This is a genomic window from Vibrio sp. SCP2, assembly GCF_059295395.1.
Genome location: NZ_JCAFVV010000003.1, coordinates 364767 through 386653 on the forward strand (window position 1 = coordinate 364767; position 21887 = coordinate 386653).

General features: G+C 44.8%; 20 protein-coding genes. 9 read left to right on the forward strand and 11 right to left on the reverse strand.

All coding sequences use genetic code 11. From position 1 onward, the window contains the following. Nucleotides 1–119: 119 nt before the first annotated feature. Nucleotides 120–1001 (forward strand): LysR family transcriptional regulator, encoded by an 882-nt coding sequence (locus AC5O63_RS12810; protein ID WP_494505252.1) that lies wholly within the window; start codon nucleotides 120–122, stop codon nucleotides 999–1001. Nucleotides 1002–1085: 84 nt separating this feature from the next. On the opposite strand, the gene torA is transcribed toward AC5O63_RS12810, so the two are convergent. The 3 genes from torA to torE are packed head-to-tail and all read right to left on the reverse strand — an operon-like array spanning nucleotide 1086 to nucleotide 4987. After that, a complete protein-coding gene (torA, locus tag AC5O63_RS12815; protein WP_239855276.1) occupies nucleotides 1086–3548 on the reverse strand; it encodes a trimethylamine-N-oxide reductase TorA in 2463 nt (820 codons plus the stop codon). Nucleotides 3549–3572: 24 nt separating this feature from the next. Next, nucleotides 3573–4757 carry a pentaheme c-type cytochrome TorC gene (torC, locus tag AC5O63_RS12820; protein WP_171322676.1) on the reverse strand — a complete coding sequence of 395 codons (1185 nt, stop codon included), beginning with the start codon at nucleotides 4755–4757 and terminating at the stop codon, nucleotides 3573–3575. Nucleotides 4758–4807: 50 nt separating this feature from the next. Beyond that, a complete protein-coding gene (gene torE / locus AC5O63_RS12825) occupies nucleotides 4808–4987 on the reverse strand; it encodes a trimethylamine N-oxide reductase system protein TorE (RefSeq protein WP_171322674.1) in 180 nt (59 codons plus the stop codon). Nucleotides 4988–5427: 440 nt separating this feature from the next. Between torE and AC5O63_RS12830 the strand changes: the two genes are divergently transcribed. Next, nucleotides 5428–6222, forward strand: a complete 795-nt coding sequence (locus AC5O63_RS12830; protein ID WP_494505253.1) for an ABC transporter permease — start codon at nucleotides 5428–5430, stop codon at nucleotides 6220–6222. 216 nt (nucleotides 6223–6438) lie between these two features. Continuing rightward, nucleotides 6439–6579 (forward strand): hypothetical protein, encoded by a 141-nt coding sequence (locus AC5O63_RS12835; protein ID WP_494505254.1) that lies wholly within the window; start codon nucleotides 6439–6441, stop codon nucleotides 6577–6579. A gap of 43 nt (nucleotides 6580–6622) precedes the next feature. Here the strand turns inward: AC5O63_RS12835 and focA are convergent, their stop codons facing one another. Then, nucleotides 6623–7468, reverse strand: a complete 846-nt coding sequence (gene focA / locus AC5O63_RS12840; RefSeq protein WP_494505320.1) for a formate transporter FocA — start codon at nucleotides 7466–7468, stop codon at nucleotides 6623–6625. A 501-nt stretch (nucleotides 7469–7969) separates the two neighbouring features. On the opposite strand from focA, the gene AC5O63_RS12845 reads away from it, so the two are divergent. Then, entirely contained in the window at nucleotides 7970–8203 is a 234-nt protein-coding gene (locus AC5O63_RS12845; RefSeq protein ID WP_004744307.1) for a TIGR02647 family protein, read from the forward strand. Here the strand turns inward: AC5O63_RS12845 and AC5O63_RS12850 are convergent. Both AC5O63_RS12850 and AC5O63_RS12855 read right to left on the reverse strand, forming a co-directional pair. Continuing rightward, complete coding sequence (locus tag AC5O63_RS12850) at nucleotides 8196–8975, reverse strand: substrate-binding periplasmic protein (protein ID WP_171322668.1); 780 nt, start codon at nucleotides 8973–8975, stop codon at nucleotides 8196–8198. The two genes, AC5O63_RS12845 and AC5O63_RS12850, sit on opposite strands and share 8 nt — an antisense overlap. Before the next feature lie 66 nt (nucleotides 8976–9041). After that, the gene (locus tag AC5O63_RS12855) at nucleotides 9042–9461 is read right to left on the reverse strand and encodes a PACE efflux transporter (RefSeq protein WP_494505255.1); all 420 of its coding nucleotides are present in this window, start codon (nucleotides 9459–9461) and stop codon (nucleotides 9042–9044) included. An 89-nt stretch (nucleotides 9462–9550) separates the two neighbouring features. Between AC5O63_RS12855 and AC5O63_RS12860 the strand changes: the two genes are divergently transcribed. From AC5O63_RS12860 to AC5O63_RS12870, 3 genes are read left to right on the forward strand one after another with little or no spacing between them, the layout of a single operon-like run. Then, nucleotides 9551–10441, forward strand: a complete 891-nt coding sequence (locus tag AC5O63_RS12860) for a LysR family transcriptional regulator (RefSeq protein ID WP_494505256.1) — start codon at nucleotides 9551–9553, stop codon at nucleotides 10439–10441. Further along, on the forward strand, nucleotides 10438–11280 hold the full coding sequence (locus AC5O63_RS12865) for an NAD(P)H-binding protein (RefSeq protein WP_494505257.1): 843 nt from the start codon (nucleotides 10438–10440) through the stop codon (nucleotides 11278–11280). The genes AC5O63_RS12860 and AC5O63_RS12865 overlap by 4 nt, the downstream gene beginning before the upstream one ends. Beyond that, nucleotides 11277–11912, forward strand: a complete 636-nt coding sequence (locus AC5O63_RS12870; RefSeq protein WP_494505258.1) for a YdcF family protein — start codon at nucleotides 11277–11279, stop codon at nucleotides 11910–11912. Before AC5O63_RS12865 ends, AC5O63_RS12870 begins: the two co-directional genes overlap by 4 nt. Before the next feature lie 38 nt (nucleotides 11913–11950). On the opposite strand, the gene AC5O63_RS12875 is transcribed toward AC5O63_RS12870, so the two are convergent. From AC5O63_RS12875 to clpS, 3 genes are all read right to left on the reverse strand, one after another. Then, nucleotides 11951–12769 (reverse strand): hypothetical protein, encoded by an 819-nt coding sequence (locus AC5O63_RS12875; RefSeq protein ID WP_494505259.1) that lies wholly within the window; start codon nucleotides 12767–12769, stop codon nucleotides 11951–11953. 422 nt (nucleotides 12770–13191) lie between these two features. Next, complete coding sequence (gene clpA / locus AC5O63_RS12880; protein WP_494505260.1) at nucleotides 13192–15462, reverse strand: ATP-dependent Clp protease ATP-binding subunit ClpA; 2271 nt, start codon at nucleotides 15460–15462, stop codon at nucleotides 13192–13194. Between the two features lie 42 nt (nucleotides 15463–15504). Continuing rightward, complete coding sequence (gene clpS, locus AC5O63_RS12885; protein WP_004744315.1) at nucleotides 15505–15825, reverse strand: ATP-dependent Clp protease adapter ClpS; 321 nt, start codon at nucleotides 15823–15825, stop codon at nucleotides 15505–15507. A gap of 464 nt (nucleotides 15826–16289) precedes the next feature. On the opposite strand from clpS, the gene cspD reads away from it, so the two are divergent. Next, nucleotides 16290–16511 (forward strand): cold shock domain-containing protein CspD, encoded by a 222-nt coding sequence (gene cspD, locus AC5O63_RS12890; protein WP_004744316.1) that lies wholly within the window; start codon nucleotides 16290–16292, stop codon nucleotides 16509–16511. Nucleotides 16512–16596: 85 nt separating this feature from the next. Here the strand turns inward: cspD and AC5O63_RS12895 are convergent, their stop codons facing one another. Beyond that, nucleotides 16597–18822: an NADP-dependent isocitrate dehydrogenase gene (locus AC5O63_RS12895; RefSeq protein ID WP_494505261.1), complete on the reverse strand. Its 2226-nt coding sequence runs from the start codon at nucleotides 18820–18822 to the stop codon at nucleotides 16597–16599. Nucleotides 18823–19113: 291 nt separating this feature from the next. Here AC5O63_RS12895 and AC5O63_RS12900 point away from each other — a divergent pair, with 291 nt between their 5' ends. Further along, nucleotides 19114–19812: a pseudouridine synthase gene (locus AC5O63_RS12900; RefSeq protein ID WP_494505262.1), complete on the forward strand. Its 699-nt coding sequence runs from the start codon at nucleotides 19114–19116 to the stop codon at nucleotides 19810–19812. A 261-nt stretch (nucleotides 19813–20073) separates the two neighbouring features. Here AC5O63_RS12900 and aspS read toward each other — a convergent pair whose 3' ends face one another. Continuing rightward, nucleotides 20074–21849, reverse strand: coding sequence for an aspartate--tRNA ligase (gene aspS / locus AC5O63_RS12905; RefSeq protein WP_004744319.1), 1776 nt, complete (start codon nucleotides 21847–21849; stop codon nucleotides 20074–20076). Between the last annotated feature and the right edge of the window lie 38 nt (nucleotides 21850–21887).

Genomic DNA, 21887 nt, shown 5'->3' on the forward strand with positions numbered 1-21887 from the left:
AGTCTTCTTTTTTATGTTGATACAAACAAACTTTTCAAACTGCGTTATCTGCATGTTTGAAACGAGAACAGAGATAGCTAGAATTTGTTTTAATCCATCGAATTAGCCAATGAGGTTGCATGCTAATCACTCCAGAAAGACTCACATACATGATCGCTGTAGCGGAAACAGGCTCTTTCTCAGCTGCGGGTAGAAAGTTTGGCGTTACGGCTTCTGCGGTCGCACAAGTCATACAGAACATGGAAGTTGATCTTGATGTTGTCTTGTTCGATCGCGTTGCAGGTAAAGCACCTAAGCTGACAGAAGTCGGTAGAGCCTTATATCTACAAGCTTTAGAAGTTGCACCAAGACTCCAGGCAATGGAAAAGCGAGCTCAAGCCTACCAAGCGGGTGTCGAAGATAAACTGACGATCGCTATGTTTGGCTTCACGTTATTTCCCAAATATGTTGAATCGATCAATGCCCTTTCTAGGGAATTTCCTGAGCTCAAGATTAATCTAATAGATGTAGAAGAAACCCAAGGATTGGCTCCGAACCATGATGATGCAGCAGACATTATTATTGCCCCCGCAAGATTAGAAGTTCGTACTGGTTATGATGCTCATATTTTTGATCAGATAGACTGGCGTTTCGTTGTATCTCCAACTCATTCATTAGCGAACAAGAAAGGAGAATTATCTCGCCATGATTTGCTCGACCATACTCAAATCATACCGTCAGAAAACGCTTTCGCTGACAAAACGCTAATAGAGTCGATACGACAAAGTCCTTCTCTTATCCACTGCTCACGGTTCTATCAACTAAGAGCGTTACTTTTACAAGGCGCTGGTTTTAGTTTACTTCCAGCTCAGTTATCAGAACCATTAGTTTCGGCAAATCAGCTGGTAGAGCTAAAGCTAGACTTCGACGACAAAAATACTCGATGGCCAATAGAGATAGCTTGGAGCCCCTCCTTAGGGCCTGCAGGCAGGTGGTTTGTCGAACAGTTTGTGGAGATTTAATGAAATGATCTCTAGCGATATAACCCTAAACTGAAGACAAAAAAATACCAGCCGCTTGGCTGGTATTTTTAGTTCTAGTGTCGATTATGCCACTTCGATTGGACCACCGAAGGACGTCACTGGCGGTACTTTACCGCTGAACTTCTCGAAGTCCACGATACAAGTGTTGGCAGATGTTGCCTGCGCTAGCTCAGAAGAACCGATGTCTTGAGTTAGCGTGTTTGGATCGCCGTAAGTACAGATAGCGCCCTCTTTCTCGTTTAGAGGACCATACCATGCACCTTCCTCGATACGGATAACACCGCGAGGGTAGCTATCAGTAACCACTGCACCTGCTAGAAGCTGACCACGGTCATTGAAGACACGCACTAGGTCACCATCTTTGATACCCTTCGCTTTCGCATCCACAGGGTTGATGTAAACAGGTTCACGACCTTGTACCGCATACGTTGCGCGGAACTCTTCAGATTCACACATCTGAGAGTGTAGACGCTTATCCGGGTGACAAGATTGTAGCCAGTACGGGTGTTTGTCTGAACCAGGGCCACCATGTGAACGTTCTGATTTCTCGAACCACATTGGGTGCTCTTGACAGTGCTCGTAACCGTAACGGCCGATCTTACGAGAGGTGATCTCGATGAAGCCAGACGGCGTACCTAGAGCGTTGATTTCTGGGTCTTTACGGAAGTCAGCATGACGAACCCAAGGCTTGCCTTGACCGAAGTCTAGTACGCTCTTCTCCCAGAACTCAGCAAATTCAGGCATCTCAAACTTGCCTTCGTTGGCTTTCTTACAATCATTGTACAGGCTTTCGATCCATTCCATCTCGCTCATACCACGAGTGTACTCGTCACGACGACCAAAGCGTTGAGTTAGTTCACTCATGATCTGGAAGTCAGGCTTAGATTGGAACAATGGATCCACAAGGCGATGCATCGCGATCAAGCCTTTACTTGAGTACGAGCCGTATACGTCGATGTCGTTACGCTCCCACTGAGTACAAGCAGGCAGAACGATGTCTGAGAAACGACACGTTGCAGTCCAAGCAAACTCAACAGTCACAACCGTTTGAAGTTTCTTGAATGCTTTCTTCATGCGGTTACGATCTTGGTGGTGGTGCCAAGGGTTGTTACCTGAGATAACCATCATCTTGAAGTCAGGCAGTTTAACTTTACCACCGTTGTAACGGATCTCTTTACCCGGTTCCAATAGACAGTCGATCCAGCGCGCCACAGGAATAGTGCGGCTATAACCGTTAAAGTCATTGTTGTCCCATTTAGGCTTCATACCCGTATCTAGGTTGCGAGGGAAACCGCCAGGCCCCGCAAAGCCCGTTGAAGGAACACCGATACTTGAGTAGTGGTGACCGTAAGAAATACCACCGCCCGGTAGACCAATTTGACCAACCATTGCAGCGACGACAGCACCTGCCCAGTATGGCTGTTCACCATGCTCTTGGCGTTGAATACACCAGCCCATTAGGATCTGAGTACGGCCGCTTACAAGCATACGTGCAAACTCACGAATCTTGTCCGCTTTCACGCCACAGATTTCCGCAGCCCATTCAGGTGTTTTCACCACTTTATCTTTGGTTTCACCCTGAACGTACTGAATGAACTCATCAAAACCTAGACAGTAAGTGTCGATAAACTTCTTGTCGTAAAGGTCTTCGTTGTAAAGAACGTGTGCCACAGCCAGCATGAAGGCAACGTCTGTCATTGGGTTAATGTACAGATGGTCGTTCTCTAGGTAACGCTGAGTCTTGTTCTTCACTGGGTCAACAGAAAGTACGTTGATCTCGCCTTTTGCTACTTTCTCTTTTAGCTGAGCTAAGTAGTCAAATGACTCGTGAGTTTCACAGTTCCAACCTACTTGCAGGTTCTTCACAGGGTCATTTGCCCAAAGAATGATGTTGTCTGCATTTTCTAGAATTTCAGACCAAGAAGTACCTTGTGCATATACTTCTGTTGAACCTAGAACGTATGGCAGAATCGTTTGACCAGCACCTGTCGAGTAGTCACCCACTTTAGTGATGAAGTTACCGTGCATACCAACCGCGCGCTGCATGTGCGCAGTACAGTTGTTGAAAGCACCAGTTTGGTTCCAACCCGTTTGACCTGCATGCAGTGCCCAAGGACCGTAGTCTTTCTGCACACGCTCAAGTTCACGGTAGAACAAGTCTAAAGCTTCATCCCAAGTAACACGGATGAAACGGTTGTCACCGCGTGTCTCTGCGCTGTATTTATGTTTCTTAAGCCAATCTAGACGCACCATAGGGTAACGTACACGTGATGGGCTGTAGATAATACCTTTGATGCCGTTCAGCATCTCTGTTGGGTTTTTATCTGTTTCTAGCGGTTTGATTTCTTGAACTTTACCCGCGTAGATGTGGGCGCGGAATGCGCCCCAGTGTGAACCAGTTACCTTCCAAGTCCCTGTCGTTTCCGCAGCGCTTGCAGAAGCAGATGCCAATAAGCTTGGACCGATGACTGATGCTGCGCTCGTTGTCGCTACACCTTTTAGAAAACTTCTTCGTGTAATAGCCATTTCAAATACTCCGTCTGACGCTTATTAGTGGTGGCCTTCAGCATAATCTGAAGAGTGCTTCTGTAGGTACTTCAAGATCAGTGCTTCACTATCTGTATCTAGGTTAACGAACGCAAGCATACCGTCGAACATACCTGGCCAAGTGTTCGCATCGAAGTGTGCTTCATCTGGTTGGGTGTGACATACAGAACAGTTTGTCTTATACGCTTCTTTCGATTTTTCCCAAACTGGAGTGATGTCGTTCAACATTGACTCTTTCTTCAGCCATACTGTTGCTGCCACTTTCTCCCATGGAAGACCTGTCAGCTCATCCACTTTCTTCTCGCCAGTCGTCACAATACTATCGTCTGTTGATGCTTCTTTAAGAAGAGACGCAACAGCAATGTTTTTACCAAAGTCTTCTTGGATTACACGACCGAAGCCTTTCGCTTTACGCCAGCCGTCGATTTCGATTGAAACAAAATCGCCTTTTTCTTCCAGTACTTTTACTGAAGAAGCTGGATTTAGAAGACCGGCTTCTTTTTGACCTTCTGCGTCAAAGTAGATAGGTAGGTGGCGCACACTCACTAATGTTTGGCCTGCCGCATAGCTAGTGTTCGAAGCTAGAGATTCTAGATCGCCGACGATACCACCAATGCTATCCATACCCGCAGGTAGTTTGTGGGCAATACCTTTGTGACAGTCAACACAGCTCTGATCTTTTTCTGCCGCTTGCTTCATCTGGATACGAGCCGTTGGTGACATTTGCTCGAAGTCCATCGATTCGTAGTTGTGACAGTTTTTACACTCTAGGGATTTGTTTGCAGAGAAACGATCCCATTCATGTTTAGCAAGCTCGATACGACGCTCTTCAAACACACCTGGTTCATCATAGTTACCAAATACTTGTGCGAATACTTCTTTAGAAGCCTGCATCTTACGTGCAATTTTGTCTGTCCAGTTATGAGGAACGTGACAGTCAGGACAAGTCGCGCGTACACCAGAGTGGTTCTTCCAGTGCACAGTTTCTTGTAGTTCAACGTACACGTTGTCACGCATGGTATGACAACTAATACAGAATTCTTCAGTGTTGGTCGCTTCTAAAGCAGTGTTGAAACCACCCCAGAAGATAACACCCGCGATAAAGCCGCCCATCGTCAGCACACCTAGGCTGATATGAACCGCTGGGCGCGTCATGGTGCGCCACAGTTTAACAATCAATGATTTCATGGTTTGCTCTCTTAAAATCTTTATAAAAATGTGGAATTGAGCTCAATGGCTTACATGCCATGCGCGCCAGGTGGTCCCATTACGAATACTTGAAGCATCCATACTAGGAATCCGTAGCCACCTACGAACGCCACACTTAAAATTGGGAAGAGAACAACCGCGATGAAGAGGAATGACTTCCACTCCAGAGAGCGTTTTTCACCACTCTCGATTTTGTTAACATCACTCATACATTTGCCTATTTTGTATCTAGTGTTTTTGGTTAGCTCTTGTCGTCGAGCCAATTTTTTTTACTATCTCTAAGTAGAAATGTTAGACCATACTAATCGTAGGGTTCAATCAAATCCGCCCTTTCCAGCCTTGTTATTCAACACTTTTTTGAGCTCATCCAGAGATGTGTTTGATCGTGTTTTTATATATAAATTTGCCACCAAATATGAATAATTGTTAACGGAAACAAATCCATCAAAGACAATTAAAATGCGCAACATTTCAACAACAAAACGTAACATCTACCACTTTAGAGGCACATCATTCACGTGCTAACTTTAGCTCATTTGTAAATGAAATGTTTCAAAACCTATCAATAAATCAGAGTGTTTTCGAATTTAATACAAGATGACGCACAACCAAATTCGCGTACAATATGCGGTGTTCGTGAGGGGGATATATGAATAGTGTAGTAGATATTTCGTGGTCAGTATTGGCACTGTTTTTTAGCCTGCTCGTTATTCCGCTACTAATAAGCCAACACTACAAACTCAAGATCGGCAACGAAATCATTGCAAGTGTCGCTCGAATGACAGTGCAATTGCTGATGGTCGGTTTCTATCTGCAATACCTTTTTCAATTGAATAGCTTAACCATCAATGCACTTTGGCTGTTGTTAATGACATTGATCGGTGCCAGCGCTATTGTAGGTAAAGCTAGATTGCCCAAGAAAGCCCTGTTGCTGCCAGTCACAATCGCCCTAACCGCTGGGCTATTCCCTATGCTTGCGATTATCTCAGTGCTTGTGATTCAGCCACAGCCCCTATATAGCGCCCAATATATGATCCCGCTGGCAGGGATGCTGCTGGGCAACTCTATGAGTGGTAATATAGTCGCACTGCAGAACGTATTTACCGCATTAGATGAGAGAAAAAGTGAATATGAGGCCGCCATATCACTCGGAGCCTCTCCTAAATATGCCACGCTACCTTTTGTGCAAGATGCAATGCGACGCTCACTCGCCCCGACTCTAGCCACAATGAGCACCACGGGGTTAGTTACTTTACCAGGCATGATGACGGGACAAATTTTAGGCGGGGCAAGTCCACTCGTCGCTATCAAATATCAGATTCTCATTATGGTGGCGATTCTGGTTATGATGTCTCTCTCTGTAATGCTTTCCTTACAACTGGCGATCAAGAAATGCATTAATAGTGAAGGAAGAGTGCTGGTTAAGATCAAACCAGCCAACTGATCTTTAGTCGTCGATCCATCACCCACAAGATCTTATCCACAGATTCTGTGGATAACCGTGGTGATACATAGGAAACAACTGGTCTAGCCAGAGTTCAAGTAAAATCTCGATAAAAATTTTCTTTGCATTCATACGCATATAATTTAATTCGAATAGCGTAATAAAACTGTCACTCAATGCGCTTAGGTTCATACTAGCTAACCTAAGGAGGGCGTTATGCTGAACCTAACCAAGACCCATTGTGTAGATGTTGCTGAGATCGAACTGAGCAATGCTCAAGATTGGCTGATCGACGAACCAGAGCAGGTCGTTGCGATAGAAGAGATGTTTAGTGCTGAAGTGGATAGCTGGCATTAAAAAGGCCCACGTCTTGTGAGCCTTCAAATAAGTAAAGAATGAGCTAGTCGCGTAGGTAGATGAGCCAGTACCACATGCCAACGAAGACACCACCACCGATGATATTGCCAAGAGTCACCGGGATCAGGTTGTTGGTAATAAAGTCGATCATATTTAGGTCGGCGTAATCGGCAATGTTAGTACCTGTCATCTGCCAGAATTCCGCTGGGGCAAAATTCTTGATGCCGATAGCCATAGGCACTTGGAACATATTAGCGATACAGTGTTCAAAGCCTGCGGAAACAAACATGGCAACTGGCAAGATCATTACCGCGATTTTGTCAGTTAGCGTACGGCCACTGAAGGTCATCCACACCGCAATACATACTAGAACATTACACATGACGCCAAGCGCAACCGCAGAAAGGAAGGTGTGATGTAGTTTGTGCTGCGAGATCGCCATTGCATTCAAACCCACTTGGCCATGATCGAACATGTATTGCTTGGTGAGAAGCATACAGATAACAAGTAGTAAAGCGCCCACTAGGTTACCGGCATACACGACTGCCCAGTGCTTAAACAGCATTTTCCAAGAGATTTTGCCACTTGCGCGTGCGACTAAAGTCAGCACCGAGCTAGTAAACAGTTCACCGCCTGTCACGACCACTAGAATCAACCCTAAGCTAAAGGTTAACCCACCGAGTAGACGTGTAATTCCCCAAGGTAAGTCTCCAGCACCTGTCGTCACTATGGTATAGAAGACGAAAGCGATACCAATATGAATACCTGCTGAAATAGCTAATAGAAAAGATTTAACCGGATCTTTGGTCGCTTTGCCTACGCCGATTTCAGCAGCGCGCTCAGCCATTTGTGGTGGAAGTAGAGAATCAAACTGGTGGTTTAAGTTCATCATGGGTGAAACATTTTGCAACAAGTGGATTAGTGGAGGCGGATAATTACTCGATTTTTATTCAAATACAAGCGTTAATTAACCTCACAGAACAAAATGTTATTAATTGAAAGAAAACTCGCGCCAAAGTCTAAAAATCAACGACTAAAATTTGCTAAATTAGTTTTCAATAATGAGAGAAAGATTCTTTCATATCAATAAATTAAAAACAAAATTAGTCTCGATTTTTGGTTCTAATACGACTTTAGTCTTATTTTTCATATTAATAGCCATTATTATTCATTATCGGCATTAAGACATACTCTACGTGCTACTAACCAACAAAAACAGATAAGAATCTTTGATTCTGATCTATTCACAATGCGATTGAACAACTCCTAATCAATCCTAGCGATTCCTATAGCGAAAGTAAGGCTTAGCTAACACTTCTCAACTCGTAACATTGCCGATTTGTAACTTCATGATTAAGTTGAAATCAGTACTTTCGAAAAGGATTCAAATATGAAATTTACGCCTGAACATATGTCTGAACTAAACCTATTACTCCAGTTTGACATCAGCAGCGCTGCGACGGGTATTAAGGTTCATCATGAAGCGACTGAAGAGATGCAGGCGGCAGTTCAACGCCTTTACGAAAAAGGGTTGTGTACCTTACCTGACGGCGGCTACCTGACCGATGAAGGTATCGAAATGGCGGAACACGCAGATAAAGCGCTAAGAGTCCTTTCTAGTTAGCGCGAAAAGGCACAATTGGAGAATTGATGCCTTTGGTTGTCGAGAGATAGCGGTTATATCTCTCAACAATAGAGGAAACATCAATTTTCTTTAAACCTTCATTAAATACATCACGCCAGTTGTGCCCCTCTGGCGTGTTTTTGAATGCCAAATACAGCTCTTTGCTCTCAAGCAAGCGGCTGTTCATTTTAACGCGATTACCTAGCATGTCTGATCTAGGATCAATGCCAATGAGATAGTCGAGTACATTTGAGTCGATAACCGCGGCATCGAGTCGTCCTTTAGCCACTTTATAGATGTTGCGTATATCATTAGCTGACGCTTCTACCTGAATCATTCCCTCTTCAACCAACAAGTCGAACTCAGCCGTATTCACATATCCTTGAACAACACCAATTCGGTATAAGGTTAGATCTTCCAATGAACTCCACTCAATCGGAAACTTGATGTTCTCAACCAATCCTAACGGCCCGCTGCCAATAGAGTCTGAGAAAACAAACTCGTCGGTGTTAAAGTAATATTCTGGAAAGTAGCCAACATACTTATCGCTTTTGCTGGCGAGCGCGACAGCACGTACCCAAGGTTTGAATTCGATAACAAGCTCATACCCCATTGCCGCAAACGCTTCGCGCGCAACTGCAACAGACAGGCCATATCCTTCGAGTTCTTCTCCTGAATAAGGGGGCCACTCTAGAGACGTCATATAGACTCGCTGAGTCGCCCCACTAGGAAACACGCTGACAATGAGTACTACCGCTAACAACCACTTCATGCTCACCTCTAACTCGCAGGCAGACACCACCCACATAGTTAATAATAGGCACAGTGGTTTATTTATCTAGGCACGCTCAAAACACCATTTGTATGGTTGAAGACGATCGTAGAGCCAGTTGAAGCCAGTCGCGTAAAAGAAAAAGAATACGAGAAATCCTGCTTCAAGTATAAGTGCTTGGAAGTAAGTAATATTTAGGAACCAAGCTATTGTCGGCAAAGTAATGAAAATCAATCCTCCCTCAAAGCCGACCGTATGCCAAATACGGGTTGATAGTGAGCGTTCTGATCTAGGCGTTTTACATAGACGGTCAAAGCCAATGTTGTAAAAATAGTTCCACACTACGGTAAACAAACTCAGCCCGACGCCAACCACAACCAGCTCACTCGCCCCTTTGCCTGAAAACATAGACGCTACGGGAATGATTAGTGCTAGAGCAATCAGCTCAAAAAACAGTGCGTGGAAGATACGTTCTTTAGTTTGCATAATATTTTCTCTCTTTAATCACAAACAGTGGGCGTATATTCATCTATAATTGAGATACTTAAAAGTTAGATACCATCAGTAAAATCGATATGTTTAGTATTGAGCAGTTAGAGGCTTTTGTTGCCACCGTTGAAACTGGCTCCTTTTCAGCAGCCGCACGAAAGTCGGGGAAAGTTCAATCCGCCATCAGCCAGCATATTATGAACCTTGAACTCGATTGTGGCGTTGAACTGTTTAGCCGAGACGGGCGCTACCCTGCGCTAACCGAGGAAGGTAAAAAGCTGCTTCCTCATGCCAACGCCACACTAAAGCAGCATAAGCGCTTAGTAGAGTGCTCAGCCTCACTATTTAAGGACGAAGAGTCGAGCATCAGCATCGCCATCGACGAAGGTATACCCGTAGAGAATTTCTCGCACGCACTAGAGACCGTATCCTCGACGTTTCCAAATCTCAAAGTAGAAATTCTTGTGGCTTCCAGTATCGATATTATCGAACTAGTCGCCGAAAAGCGTGTTACGACTGGTCTGGTATTTTCAGAGATAGAACTTCCACCCAACATCGACTTTGAATCCGTCGGTCACATTGAATTTGACCTCTATGTTGGTCAAACACATCCACTTACAAATCAGCTCTCCGAGAACATCGACCAACTCTTGCTTCATAGGCAGTTGTTGTTACGCTCAAGAAATGCCAAAGTAAGTGGATTCCAGCAAGCTCATAGTCCAGAGCTATGGTATGCAGATAGCTACTACGTACTATTGGAATTAATCAGTAAAGGATTTGGATGGGGATTCTTACCTACTCATATCGCTTCTGCGTATGAGGAGAGTGGAAAAATAACCCGAATTCCAGTGCGCTATGAACAGCTTTGCTGGCAAGCGAATGTCGACGTAATACAGCATCAAGGCTACGGCTTTAAACCGATACACCAACTCTTACGCAGTGAATTACGTAAGCTACTATCAAGGACGCAGGAATGAAAACACTCTCAATTGTCGGAGGCGGTTGGCTTGGAAAGCCTTTAGCTCAGTATTTAACGTCTATCGGCCATAAAGTATATGTGAGTAAAACCACCTCAGAGGGCGTTGACGAGCTAAAAAAAGAGGGGCTCGAAGGTTTTAAATGCGATCTCAATAATGGGGAAGCAGAACTTGGCTCGCACCTGATTAATGCCCCTAGCGAAATTGTCATAGGCTGTTTTCCTCCAGGATTTCGTAAAGGCGGTGGGCAGCAATACGTCACTCAATGGAAAGCGCTGATTGAAGCTGCAAAACAGAACGGTGTGTCTCGCGTAATCATGGTTAGTTCAACCACTGTATACCCTAGCCTTGCCACTGACATGGCCGAAGACGACGCCTCCCTTGCCATCGCTGAAGGCAACCCTGATTTTAGCGACAACGCCACCATTATGCTTCAAGCCGAGAATGCGCTGATAAGCTCGGGGCTGAAGTTTGCCATTGTGCGATGCAGCGGATTGGTTGGCCCAGACCGTCACCCTTCTCGGTTTGCTAGCAAACTAAAACAAGTCAGCGAACTGGCCCCTGCCAACATGATTCACTTACAAGACGCGATTGGCGCAGTCAGTTTTATGGCGTTGAACAATTCTTCTGAAGTCGTTAACGCGACGACGCCTAACACAGTGAGCAAAGCAGAGTTTTATCAAGCGGCTTTAAATAGTGTCGGTTCGACCGACCCCCTGCCGCCCATTACCCAGCATCCGGACAAAAAAATTGTCGCCAATAAGTTGGTAAACCTAGGCTATCGCTTTCACTACCAGCACACATTAGAGTTGGTTAAACGACCAAGGGGCAATTCATGAGTCAGCTAAAACTATATCAACACATTGAACGACTTTGGTCTTATATGCAGCTCAGCCACACGCTAAAAAAATCGGACTGTATTTTTGTGTTGGGTAGCAATGATATAAGAGTCGCAGAGTATGCCGCTCAACTGTTTCTACAAGGATGGGCTAAAAAGCTCGTTTTCTCTGGAGGTGTCGGACGCCTCACCGAAGGTTTGTTTGAATCAACCGAAGCACAAACCTTTGCCAACGTGGCACGTGATATGGGTGTGCCTGCAGACAGTATCCTTATCGAAGACAAAGCGACAAATACTGGAGAGAACGTACAGCTTACCTATCAGCTAATGAAGAAATCAGGTGAAGATTTTAAGTCGTTCATTTTAGTCCAGAAGCCCTATATGGAAAGGCGTACATACGCAACGTTTGCCAAACAATGGCCTGACTCTTACCAACATGTTTGCGTTACCTCGCCAAAAACTTCGTTTTGGGACTATTTCAATGACGAGATCGATTTGGATATGGTCGTCACAGCTATGCTTGGTGACTTCGAAAGAATAAAAACATATCCGGCGAAAGGCTTCCAGATAGAGCAAGAGGTGCCTGAAGAGGTTGATTCGTCTTACCGTGTAGTAAGGCAAGTATTTGGCTAGAAAAGAGATGAGGCCTAACTGGTAGGCCTCGTATTCGATTAGAAGTAGTAAGAGACGCCCACTTCAAATTTATGGTCATGATCTTTTTCAGAAAATTTAATCTGCTTAACTTCCATATCTGAGCGAGTGTAGGTATGTGACGCTTCAATCCACCACTTACCATCAGTAGAAATTGGCTGACCATAACCCGTTTTTACTTTAAAAACATTCGCATCTAGCTTCTGATTAATGGCATCTTTAAATTTGCCATCAAGATGCATAAATTGCGGCTGGAATACCACGTATTGACCCTTTTCACCAATCGACAAAGAGCCAAACAAGTTTACTTGATACCCCGATAAATCTGCTTTAGTTTTGTCTTCAACATCTTCACCCTGCGCAGAACCCGCGACATAAGCCACATTTGGGAAGATAGATAAGCTTTCCCACGGAGTGGTGACTTTCGCAATTGCGCCCAGTGCAACAATATCGCTACCGATACCATTCGACTTTTCCCAGCCTTTCATATAATCAACCGAGAAACCTGCTTGAGGCATCGCATCTAATCCAGTGTCTAGCACCTGAAAGTAACGTAAACGTGAATTCTGATCTTTCTTACCTATTGCATTGTTTTTCGTCGCCGAGCCGTGCTCTACCAGACCGATGAAGTTGTTACCCTCACTGTACGCACCAGCAATACCAACCATACCTTTTAGTGTGCCATCATTATCCACCGTACCAAATGCAAACGAGTTAACTTTAGTCAGGTCACTCGGATCTGGTGTATTATCTTCTGATGCATGAGCAGATATGGCAACAGAAGCAGCAATAGCGGTTAGCGATAAGGTAGCTAGAGTTTTTGCAAATTTGTTTTTCATAAGGATTACCCCAAGCGACTATGAGCAACATATGTCATAGATGAATAAAATTGATAGTGACTTTGTCGCACATGTCCTTGAATCTCGGAGCTGTTAGCTAGGAGTTTCGTCGAAAAGTTATCTTAAGGACCATATTAAACTAACAAAGGCATCAATTAAACCCCAAAATGAAACCAAACCGCATAAAATAAATCATTTATGAAACACAATTGGCTAGAACCCTTATTTTCCGGTGCTTTAAGAGACATTTTCGATTATATCTTAATTGTAATTTTGTTGATTTAAATCAATAATGATATCTGGAGGATTAATTTTAGGCAATTGTGAATTTTAGTTAGCAAGCCCCCCCACGGGCACTTGATTCGACACCCATAAAAAAGCCGGAGCAGTTGCTCCGGCTTAGGTTTACCTATCTAAGATGGTTAATGAATAGCGGCTTCTTTCTCGCTTAAGTATTTAAACTTGAGCTCATCGCCTTTGAGGTCAACTTTCACTGTACCACCATCAACCAAAGAGCCAAACAGCAGTTCGTTAGCCAAAGGCTTCTTAACCTGATCTTGGATCACTCGACCCATTGGGCGAGCACCCATCGCCTTGTCATAACCTTTCAGCGCTAACCAGTGGCGAGCATCATCTGATACTTCAAGCGACACGCCACGTACATCAAGCTGAGCTTGCAACTCTACGATAAACTTATCGACAACTTGGTGGATTACATGCTCATCTAAGCTGTTAAACCAGATGATGTTATCCAGACGGTTACGGAACTCTGGGGTAAATACCTTCTTGATTTCAGACATAGCATCGTGACTGTGATCTTGTTGGATCAAGCCGATCGATTTCTTCTCGGTCATCTGAACGCCCGCGTTCGTCGTCATTACGACAATAACGTTGCGGAAATCCGCTTTACGACCGTTGTTGTCAGTCAGTGTACCGTTGTCCATGACCTGCAATAGCAGATTAAAGATATCTGGGTGAGCTTTCTCAATCTCATCAAGTAACACAACAGAGTGAGGATGTTTGATAACCGCGTCAGTGAGCAGACCGCCTTGATCATAACCAACATAACCAGGAGGCGCACCAATCAAGCGGCTAACTGAGTGACGCTCGCCATACTCAGACATATCGAAGCGAAGTAGCTCGATACCTAGTAACTTAGAAAGCTGCACGGTGACTTCTGTTTTACCCACCCCTGTAGGACCTGCAAATAAGAATGAGCCTACTGGCTTATTATCAGCACCAAGACCTGCACGAGTCAGCTTAATCGCTTCACTGAGCACATCAATCGCATCGTCTTGCCCAAACACCAGCATCTTCATCTTCTCATCAAGATTTTGCAGAATCTCTTTATCTGAAGATGAAACCGATTTCTCTGGGATACGAGCCATTTTAGCGACCATCGCCTCGATATCGGCTACGCCAACTGTTTTCTTACGACGACTCGCTGGTGCTAGACGACTACGTGCGCCCGCTTCATCAATCACATCGATCGCTTTATCAGGCAAATGACGTTCATTGATGTATTTGGCAGAAAGCTCAACCGCAGCGCGAAGTGCTTTATTGGTGTAGCGAACTTCATGGTGAGCTTCATACTTAGGCTTCAGCCCGATCAGAATTTTAGTGGTGTCATCTAGAGATGGCTCAACAATATCAATCTTCTGGAAGCGTCGAGATAGCGCGCGTTCTTTCTCAAAGATGTTGCTGTACTCTTGATAAGTTGTCGAACCGATACAGCGTAACTTACCGCTACTTAGTAGAGGTTTAATTAAGTTGGCCGCATCAACTTGACCACCAGAAGCCGCACCCGCACCGATAATTGTGTGGATCTCGTCGATAAATAGAATTGCATCTTCTTCTTTTTCAAGCTGCTTCAAAATGGCCTTAAAGCGTTTCTCGAAATCACCACGATATTTAGTGCCCGCAAGAAGAGAGCCGATATCTAACGAGTAGATAACGCTATCGGCGATAATGTCAGGTACTTGGCCTTCTACAATTCTCCAGGCAAGACCTTCAGCAATAGCCGTTTTACCCACACCGGCTTCACCGACAAGAAGCGGGTTATTTTTACGGCGGCGACATAATACTTGGATAGTGCGCTCTAACTCTTTGTCACGACCAATCAGTGGGTCGATCTGGCCTTGTTTAGCGAGCTGGTTCAAGTTGGTTGCGAAGCTTTCTAGACGTTCTTCTGAACTGGTTTCTTCAACGCTCTCACTACCAAAGGAATCTGAAGAAGAAGGCTCGTCGCCTGAGCTAGAGGCTTTGGTAATACCATGAGAGATGAAATTAACAATATCTAAGCGACTGATATCATTTTTCTTAAGAAGGTAAGCCGCATGAGATTCTTGTTCACTAAAAATAGCCACCAGCACATTTGCACCTGTGACTTCACTGCGTCCTGATGACTGAACATGGAACACAGCTCTTTGCAAAACGCGTTGGAAACTCAAAGTGGGTTGCGTTTCGCGAGTTTCGTCGTTTTCTGGGATAAGAGGTGTAGTTTGATCAATGAATACATCGAGTTCGCCGCGAAGGGCCTCGATATCTGCCTGACACGCTTGCAGGGCCTCTCGCGCAGCATCGTTTTCTAGCAATGCTAACAGGAGGTGCTCGACGGTCATAAACTCATGTCTTTTGTCTCTAGCGCGAGCAAATGCGCCGTTCAGACTCGACTCCAATTCTTTATTCAGCATAAGTACCTCCTTTAAGAACAACTTAGGTTGCTCGAACAAGCGTTATGCTTGTTCCATTGTACAAAGCAAAGGATGCTCATTCTCTTTAGAATACATAGTAACTTGCGCTACCTTCGTCTCAGCAACTTCTGCAGTATACGTGCCACAAATTGCCTTGCCTTCATAATGCACCTTGAGCATCACTTGTGTCGCCTTGTCGATATCCATAGAAAAAAAGCGCTCTAGGATTTCAATCACAAAGTCCATCGGAGTGTAATCATCGTTATTTAACACGACGTTATACATAGATGGTGGCTTAACTTTTGTTTTTTCTAACTCCAGCAGATCGGATCCGGGAGTGACCCATTCAAAATGTTTGCTCATGACTCATCGTTGTTAATGTTTTTGTCTCTGTTAATTTTACCACTTCATGGAGCGAAAGTTTTGAATTTAGTTCTTACTATTTAGAACAAAATACTTCTAAAAAATTTTGTCCTTACTTAGAGACTAATGCAGCATTTGAGTCGCTGCAAATAAAAGATTTCACTTATCGGAAGAGCTGTATCTAATTGATTAAAAAGAAACCAAAAACCATTCACGGCGTCTATACTTGGGCTCAATTGAGTAGTTTGCAAGTTGCAAAAATGTAAATCTCAAAAGTGATTTGTTTGCAAATATGTAGACTATAATACCTTTTTCCTATTGACTGTGACCAATCATTGGCTACATTGGTCAAATAGTGACTAAAAATTTGGCAGCGGCTGAATGATAATTCACTTTCTGTTTACAAGGATTCAATGTAAGCACTTAAACAACATCAGTAACAATATGCATGAGGGATGTATAGCATGGCTACAGGTACAGTAAAATGGTTTAACAACGCCAAAGGATTTGGTTTTATTTGTCCAGAGGGAGAAGATGGTGACGTGTTCGCGCACTACTCCACCATTAAAATGGACGGTTATCGTACTCTGAAAGCTGGCCAACAAGTGAGTTTTGAAGTGGAAGAAGGACCTAAAGGCTACCACGCTAGCTCTGTGGTTCCGGTTGAGGCTCAACCAGCAAAATAACCGCTGCCTACTTAAACAAATTTTAAATCGTTTAAAAACTAAAAAACCCGCCAGATGGCGGGTTTTGTTATTTATGCAGCTTGGATTAGCCGTTGATAACGCCATTGAGTGTCGCACTCGGACGCATCAGAGGCGCAGCCTTATCAAACTCAGGGGCGTAGTAACCACCTAGTTCACCAGCAACACCTTGTGCGCCGTTTAGCTCAGCAACAATCTTCTCTTCGTTTGAGGAAAGTGCCTGTGCAATCGGAGCGAACTCAGCAGCAAGATCAGCATCCGTTGTTTGCGCAGCTAGCGCTTGTGCCCAGTATGTTGCTAGGTAGTAGTGGCTACCACGGTTATCTAACTCACCCACACGGCGTGATGGCGACTTGTTGTTATCTAAGAAGTCACCCGTCGCTTTATCTAGTGCGTCAGCCAAAACTTGCGCTTTCGCGTTACCAGTTACAGTGCTTAGGTGCTCTAGAGAAGCCGCTAGCGCTAGGAACTCGCCTAAAGAATCCCAACGTAGGTGGTTCTCTTTTTCAACCTGCTGAACGTGCTTAGGTGCAGAACCACCAGCGCCTGTTTCAAATAGGCCGCCACCATTCATTAGTGGAACAATCGATAGCATCTTAGCCGATGTACCAAGCTCTAGAATTGGGAACAAGTCGGTTAGGTAGTCACGTAGTACGTTACCAGTCACTGAAATTGTATCCTGACCTTGCTTGATTCGAACAAGAGAGAACTGACACGCTTCTAGCGGCGCTAGGATCTTAATCTCTAGACCTGAAGTATCGTGGTTCGGTAAGTAGGCGTTCACTTTCTTGATTAGCTGAGCATCGTGTGCGCGGTTTTCATCTAACCAGAATACTGCTGGTACACCTGTTGCGCGAGCGCGAGTTACCGCTAGTTTCACCCAATCTTGAATCGGTGCGTCTTTAACCTGACACATACGGAAGATATCGCCTTCCTCAACAGATTGCTCAAGTAGCACCGCACCAGAAGCGTCAACCACTCGAACAGTGCCTGCCGTATCTAGAATGAAAGTCTTGTCGTGCGAACCGTACTCTTCTGCTTTCTGAGCCATTAGGCCCACATTCGGTACACTACCCATAGTGGTAGGATCGAACGCACCATTTTCTTTACAGAAGTCGATTACTGCTTGATAGATACCAGCGTAGCTACGATCAGGGATCATTGCTTTGGTATCTTTCTGCTTGCCATCTGGGCCCCACATTTGACCAGATGAACGAAGCATTGCAGGCATAGATGCGTCAACAATGATGTCACTTGGTACGTGTAGGTTGGTGATACCGCGGTCTGAATCAACCATTGCTAGCGGTGGCTGAGTTTCGTATACCGCCTGTAGTGCAGCTTCGATCTCTTCTTTTTGAGCAGCAGGAAGCGCTTGAATCTTCGCGTAAACGTCACCAATACCGTTGTTGACATCAACACCTAGCTTCTCGAATACATCACCGTATTTCGCGAAAACGTCTTTGTAGTAAACCTTAACCGCATGACCAAAGATTACTGGGTCAGACACTTTCATCATGGTCGCTTTCATATGCAGAGACAGCAGAACGTCTTGCTCTTTTGCTTCAGCGATTTGTGCTTCGAAGAACTCAACCAGTGCTTTCTTGTTCATTACTGAACAATCGATGATCTCTTTATCTTGCAGTGGGAAAGCGCCTTTAAGCTCTTTTACTGCACCGTCTGCTGCAACAAACTCGATCTTAACCTCTGTCGCGCCTTCTACAGTGTGCGATTTTTCGCTACCGAAGAAATCGTTGCCAGACATGCTAGAAACATGCGACTTAGAATCCGCTGACCATGCACCCATTGAGTGTGGGTTCTTCTTCGCATAGTTCTTTACAGAAAGTGGAGCACGACGGTCAGAGTTACCTTCACGTAGTACTGGGTTTACTGCACTACCTTTGATCTTGTCGTACGTTGCTTTGATTGCTTCTTCTTCGTACGTGCTTGGCTCTTCAGGGTAGTTAGGTAGGTTGTAACCTTTGTCTTGTAGCTCTTTGATCGCTGCTTTCAACTGAGGAATTGACGCTGAAATGTTTGGCAGCTTAATGATGTTTGCTTCTGGTGTTTTTGCCAATTCGCCTAGCTCAGCTAGTGCATCACCAATGCGTTGCTCGTCTGTTAGGTGCTCTGGGAAGTTTGCAATAATACGCCCAGCTAGAGAGATATCACGAGTGTCGACATTGATACCTGAAGAAGCAGTAAATGATTGAATAATCGGTAGTAGTGAGTAAGTTGCTAGCGCAGGTGCTTCATCAGTAATAGTGTAAATAATTGTAGGTTTTTCTGTAGGCATGAAATTTCCCTATTGTTCTAACCGGACCTGTTGAGTGTAGGTCCTATGTGTGTGTCCGCTAACAAGTTATGAATAATCCCCTCACTTGTTGCGATTTGTCCGTCTCTTTTTGTTTTCGTCACTTAGTCAGCGACATCCTTGAGAGCGATTAGTTATAATTAAACAAAATTGAAAGAATAGTCTATTATCTTGTTCGCCAATCCTGTTTTCGGGCGCGCAAATGGTAGCTTATTCCGCATCTCGTTAAAAGTTTTACCCACACTTCGTTTACATTTTTGCAAGGTAGTTAACATGTCGCCACGTTCACAACGTGACTCTAAACCCTCTTCATCACGTCGCGGGAATTCCGGTTTTAAACGTCCCTCTTCAGCGAAAGGAGTGAATAAACATTCCTCTAAAAATCGTAGAAAACCGACGAGTACTAAACCCAAGATCGCACCTGAAGATCGTAAGGTGATCGTGTTCAATAAGCCTTATGACACTCTAAGCCAATTCACTGATGGTGATGGCAGAAAAACCTTAGCCGACTTTATTACCGTCAAAGATGTTTACGCCGCAGGTAGACTTGATAGAGATAGCGAAGGCCTATTAGTTCTAACCAATGATGGCATCTTGCAAGCCAAGCTGACTCAACCTACATCTAAATCACCAAAGACTTATTGGGTGCAAGTTGACGGAGCACCATCAGAATCGGACTTAGACAAGCTCCGAAAAGGCGTAGAGCTAAAGGATGGCATGACACTTCCGGCCAAAGTTGAAGTGATGGAAGAACCTCAAGTGTGGGAGCGTAACCCGCCAGTTCGCTTCAGAGCCAACATTCCAACCACATGGCTATCAATCACCATTATTGAAGGCCGCAACCGCCAAGTGCGCCGCATGACCGCTAATATTGGCTTCCCTACTCTACGATTGATTCGTTATTCGATGGGAGAGATTAAGCTCGAAGATTTGCAGCCAGGTGAGTGGAAAGAGATAGAGATAGAGATTTAGGATGCGGGATGCGGGATGCGGGATGCGGGATGCGGGATGCGGGATGCGGGATGCGGGATGCGGGATAATTCTAAAGGTTAACGTACAACTTCAACCTTTATCTCAAAGCGCTAAGTCCATTCTAAATTCTCGCGGGCGAAGCGTTCCATAGGACATAGTCCGTTCCCAACTCCCATAGGACGCAGTCCGTTCCTCCTCAAACAAAAAACGGCGCTTCAATTGAAGCGCCGTTTTTATTTAGCTATTCGCTAGAACAAAGAACTAATCTTCTTTCTTCTCTGCTAGTTTCACTGCAATTGCTAACTCTTCAAGCGCAGCTGGGTTAGCAACACTTGGAGCATCTGTTAGTAGACACGCAGCCGCTGTTGTTTTAGGGAACGCGATAACATCACGGATGTTCTCTGTACCACATAGCAGCATCACTAGGCGGTCAAGACCGAATGCTAGACCTGCGTGAGGAGGTGTACCGAACTTAAGTGCATCCAGTAGGAAACCAAACTTAAGCTGCTGCTCTTCTGCATCGATACCTAGAATATCGAACACGGCTGCTTGCATCTCTGCATTATGGATACGAACAGAACCACCACCAACTTCATAGCCGTTTAGAACCATGTCGTATGCGTTAGAGTTCGCTGCCGCTGGGTTTGCTTTTAGCTCTTCTGCATTCACGCCTAGAGGTGATGTGAATGGGTGGTGCATTGCGTGCAGGTTGCCTTCGTCATCTTCTTCGAACATTGGGAAGTCAACAACCCATAGCGGTGCCCATGCGTTTTCGTCTGTTAGCTCTAGATCTTTACCTAGTTTCAGACGTAGCGCACCCATTGCTTCTGCAACTGTGTTTGCTTTATCTGCGCCGAATAGAATGATGTCGCCTGACTCAGCTTGAGTGCGATCTAGAATGCCGTTGATAACATCTTCACTTAGGAATTTAGCCACTGGAGATTGGATACCTTCCATACCTGCAGCGCGGTCATTAACCTTCATCCAAGCAAGACCTTTCGCGCCGTAGATACCTACGAACTCACCGTAGCTGTCAATTTGCTTACGAGTTAGCTTAGCACCACCTGGTACACGAATTACTGCAACACGACCTTTCTCATCGTTTGCAGGGCCTGAGAATACTTTGAATTCTACGTCTTTCACTAGGTCAGCAACATCAACAAGCTCTAGTGGGTTACGTAGATCTGGCTTATCGCTACCGAAACGACGGATCGCTTCAGAGAATGGCATTACAGGGAAATCACCTAGGTCTACGTTTAGTAGCTCTTGCCACATATCGCGAACCATTTTCTCAGTGGTTGCACGAACTTCGTCAGCCGTCATGAATGACGTTTCGATATCGATCTGAGTGAATTCTGGCTGACGGTCAGCACGTAAGTCTTCATCACGGAAACACTTAACGATTTGGTAGTAACGGTCAAAACCAGACATCATTAGCAGCTGTTTGAATAGCTGTGGAGACTGTGGAAGTGCGTAGAAGCTACCTTTGTGAACACGGCTTGGCACCAAGTAGTCACGTGCACCTTCAGGCGTCGCTTTAGTCAGTACTGGCGTTTCAATGTCTAGGAAACCATTGTCATCTAGGAAACGACGAACAAAGCTAGAAGCTTTAGCACGCAGCTTGATGCGATCGCTCATTTCAGGGCGACGCAAATCTAGGTAACGATACTTTAGACGCTGCTCTTCAGAGTTCTTCTGGTTGAAGTCTAGTGGTAGCACGTCTGCGCGGTTGATGATCTCAAGACCTTTGGCGATGATCTCAACTTCACCCGTTGCCATATCTTTGTTTACTTGGCTATCTGGGCGAACACGCACTTCACCAGTTAGCTTGATACAGAATTCATTACGCAGCGTGTTAGCCACTTCGTACGCATCAGCCATATCTGGATCGACAACAACCTGAACAACGCCTTCACGATCTCGCATATCGATAAAAATAAGACCGCCTAAATCACGACGACGGTTAACCCAGCCGCAAAGTTCTACAGTTTGTCCTGCAAGGGACTTGTTCAGGTGACCACAGTAATGGGTACGCATAATGAATTTCCCAATCTCTTAAAATTTGTTGATTACTA

What these genes read in the sequence shown, in the direction of transcription:
- AC5O63_RS12810 (WP_494505252.1), top strand. Translation starts at nt 120, where the DNA reads ATGCTAATCACTCCAGAAAGACTCACATACATGATCGCTGTAGCGGAA.
- torA (WP_239855276.1), bottom strand. Translation starts at nt 3,548, where the DNA reads ATGGCTATTACACGAAGAAGTTTTCTAAAAGGTGTAGCGACAACGAGC.
- torC (WP_171322676.1), bottom strand. Translation starts at nt 4,757, where the DNA reads ATGAAATCATTGATTGTTAAACTGTGGCGCACCATGACGCGCCCAGCG.
- torE (WP_171322674.1), bottom strand. Translation starts at nt 4,987, where the DNA reads ATGAGTGATGTTAACAAAATCGAGAGTGGTGAAAAACGCTCTCTGGAG.
- AC5O63_RS12830 (WP_494505253.1), top strand. Translation starts at nt 5,428, where the DNA reads ATGAATAGTGTAGTAGATATTTCGTGGTCAGTATTGGCACTGTTTTTT.
- AC5O63_RS12835 (WP_494505254.1), top strand. Translation starts at nt 6,439, where the DNA reads ATGCTGAACCTAACCAAGACCCATTGTGTAGATGTTGCTGAGATCGAA.
- focA (WP_494505320.1), bottom strand. Translation starts at nt 7,468, where the DNA reads ATGAACTTAAACCACCAGTTTGATTCTCTACTTCCACCACAAATGGCT.
- AC5O63_RS12845 (WP_004744307.1), top strand. Translation starts at nt 7,970, where the DNA reads ATGAAATTTACGCCTGAACATATGTCTGAACTAAACCTATTACTCCAG.
- AC5O63_RS12850 (WP_171322668.1), bottom strand. Translation starts at nt 8,975, where the DNA reads ATGAAGTGGTTGTTAGCGGTAGTACTCATTGTCAGCGTGTTTCCTAGT.
- AC5O63_RS12855 (WP_494505255.1), bottom strand. Translation starts at nt 9,461, where the DNA reads ATGCAAACTAAAGAACGTATCTTCCACGCACTGTTTTTTGAGCTGATT.
- AC5O63_RS12860 (WP_494505256.1), top strand. Translation starts at nt 9,551, where the DNA reads ATGTTTAGTATTGAGCAGTTAGAGGCTTTTGTTGCCACCGTTGAAACT.
- AC5O63_RS12865 (WP_494505257.1), top strand. Translation starts at nt 10,438, where the DNA reads ATGAAAACACTCTCAATTGTCGGAGGCGGTTGGCTTGGAAAGCCTTTA.
- AC5O63_RS12870 (WP_494505258.1), top strand. Translation starts at nt 11,277, where the DNA reads ATGAGTCAGCTAAAACTATATCAACACATTGAACGACTTTGGTCTTAT.
- AC5O63_RS12875 (WP_494505259.1), bottom strand. Translation starts at nt 12,769, where the DNA reads ATGAAAAACAAATTTGCAAAAACTCTAGCTACCTTATCGCTAACCGCT.
- clpA (WP_494505260.1), bottom strand. Translation starts at nt 15,462, where the DNA reads ATGCTGAATAAAGAATTGGAGTCGAGTCTGAACGGCGCATTTGCTCGC.
- clpS (WP_004744315.1), bottom strand. Translation starts at nt 15,825, where the DNA reads ATGAGCAAACATTTTGAATGGGTCACTCCCGGATCCGATCTGCTGGAG.
- cspD (WP_004744316.1), top strand. Translation starts at nt 16,290, where the DNA reads ATGGCTACAGGTACAGTAAAATGGTTTAACAACGCCAAAGGATTTGGT.
- AC5O63_RS12895 (WP_494505261.1), bottom strand. Translation starts at nt 18,822, where the DNA reads ATGCCTACAGAAAAACCTACAATTATTTACACTATTACTGATGAAGCA.
- AC5O63_RS12900 (WP_494505262.1), top strand. Translation starts at nt 19,114, where the DNA reads ATGTCGCCACGTTCACAACGTGACTCTAAACCCTCTTCATCACGTCGC.
- aspS (WP_004744319.1), bottom strand. Translation starts at nt 21,849, where the DNA reads ATGCGTACCCATTACTGTGGTCACCTGAACAAGTCCCTTGCAGGACAA.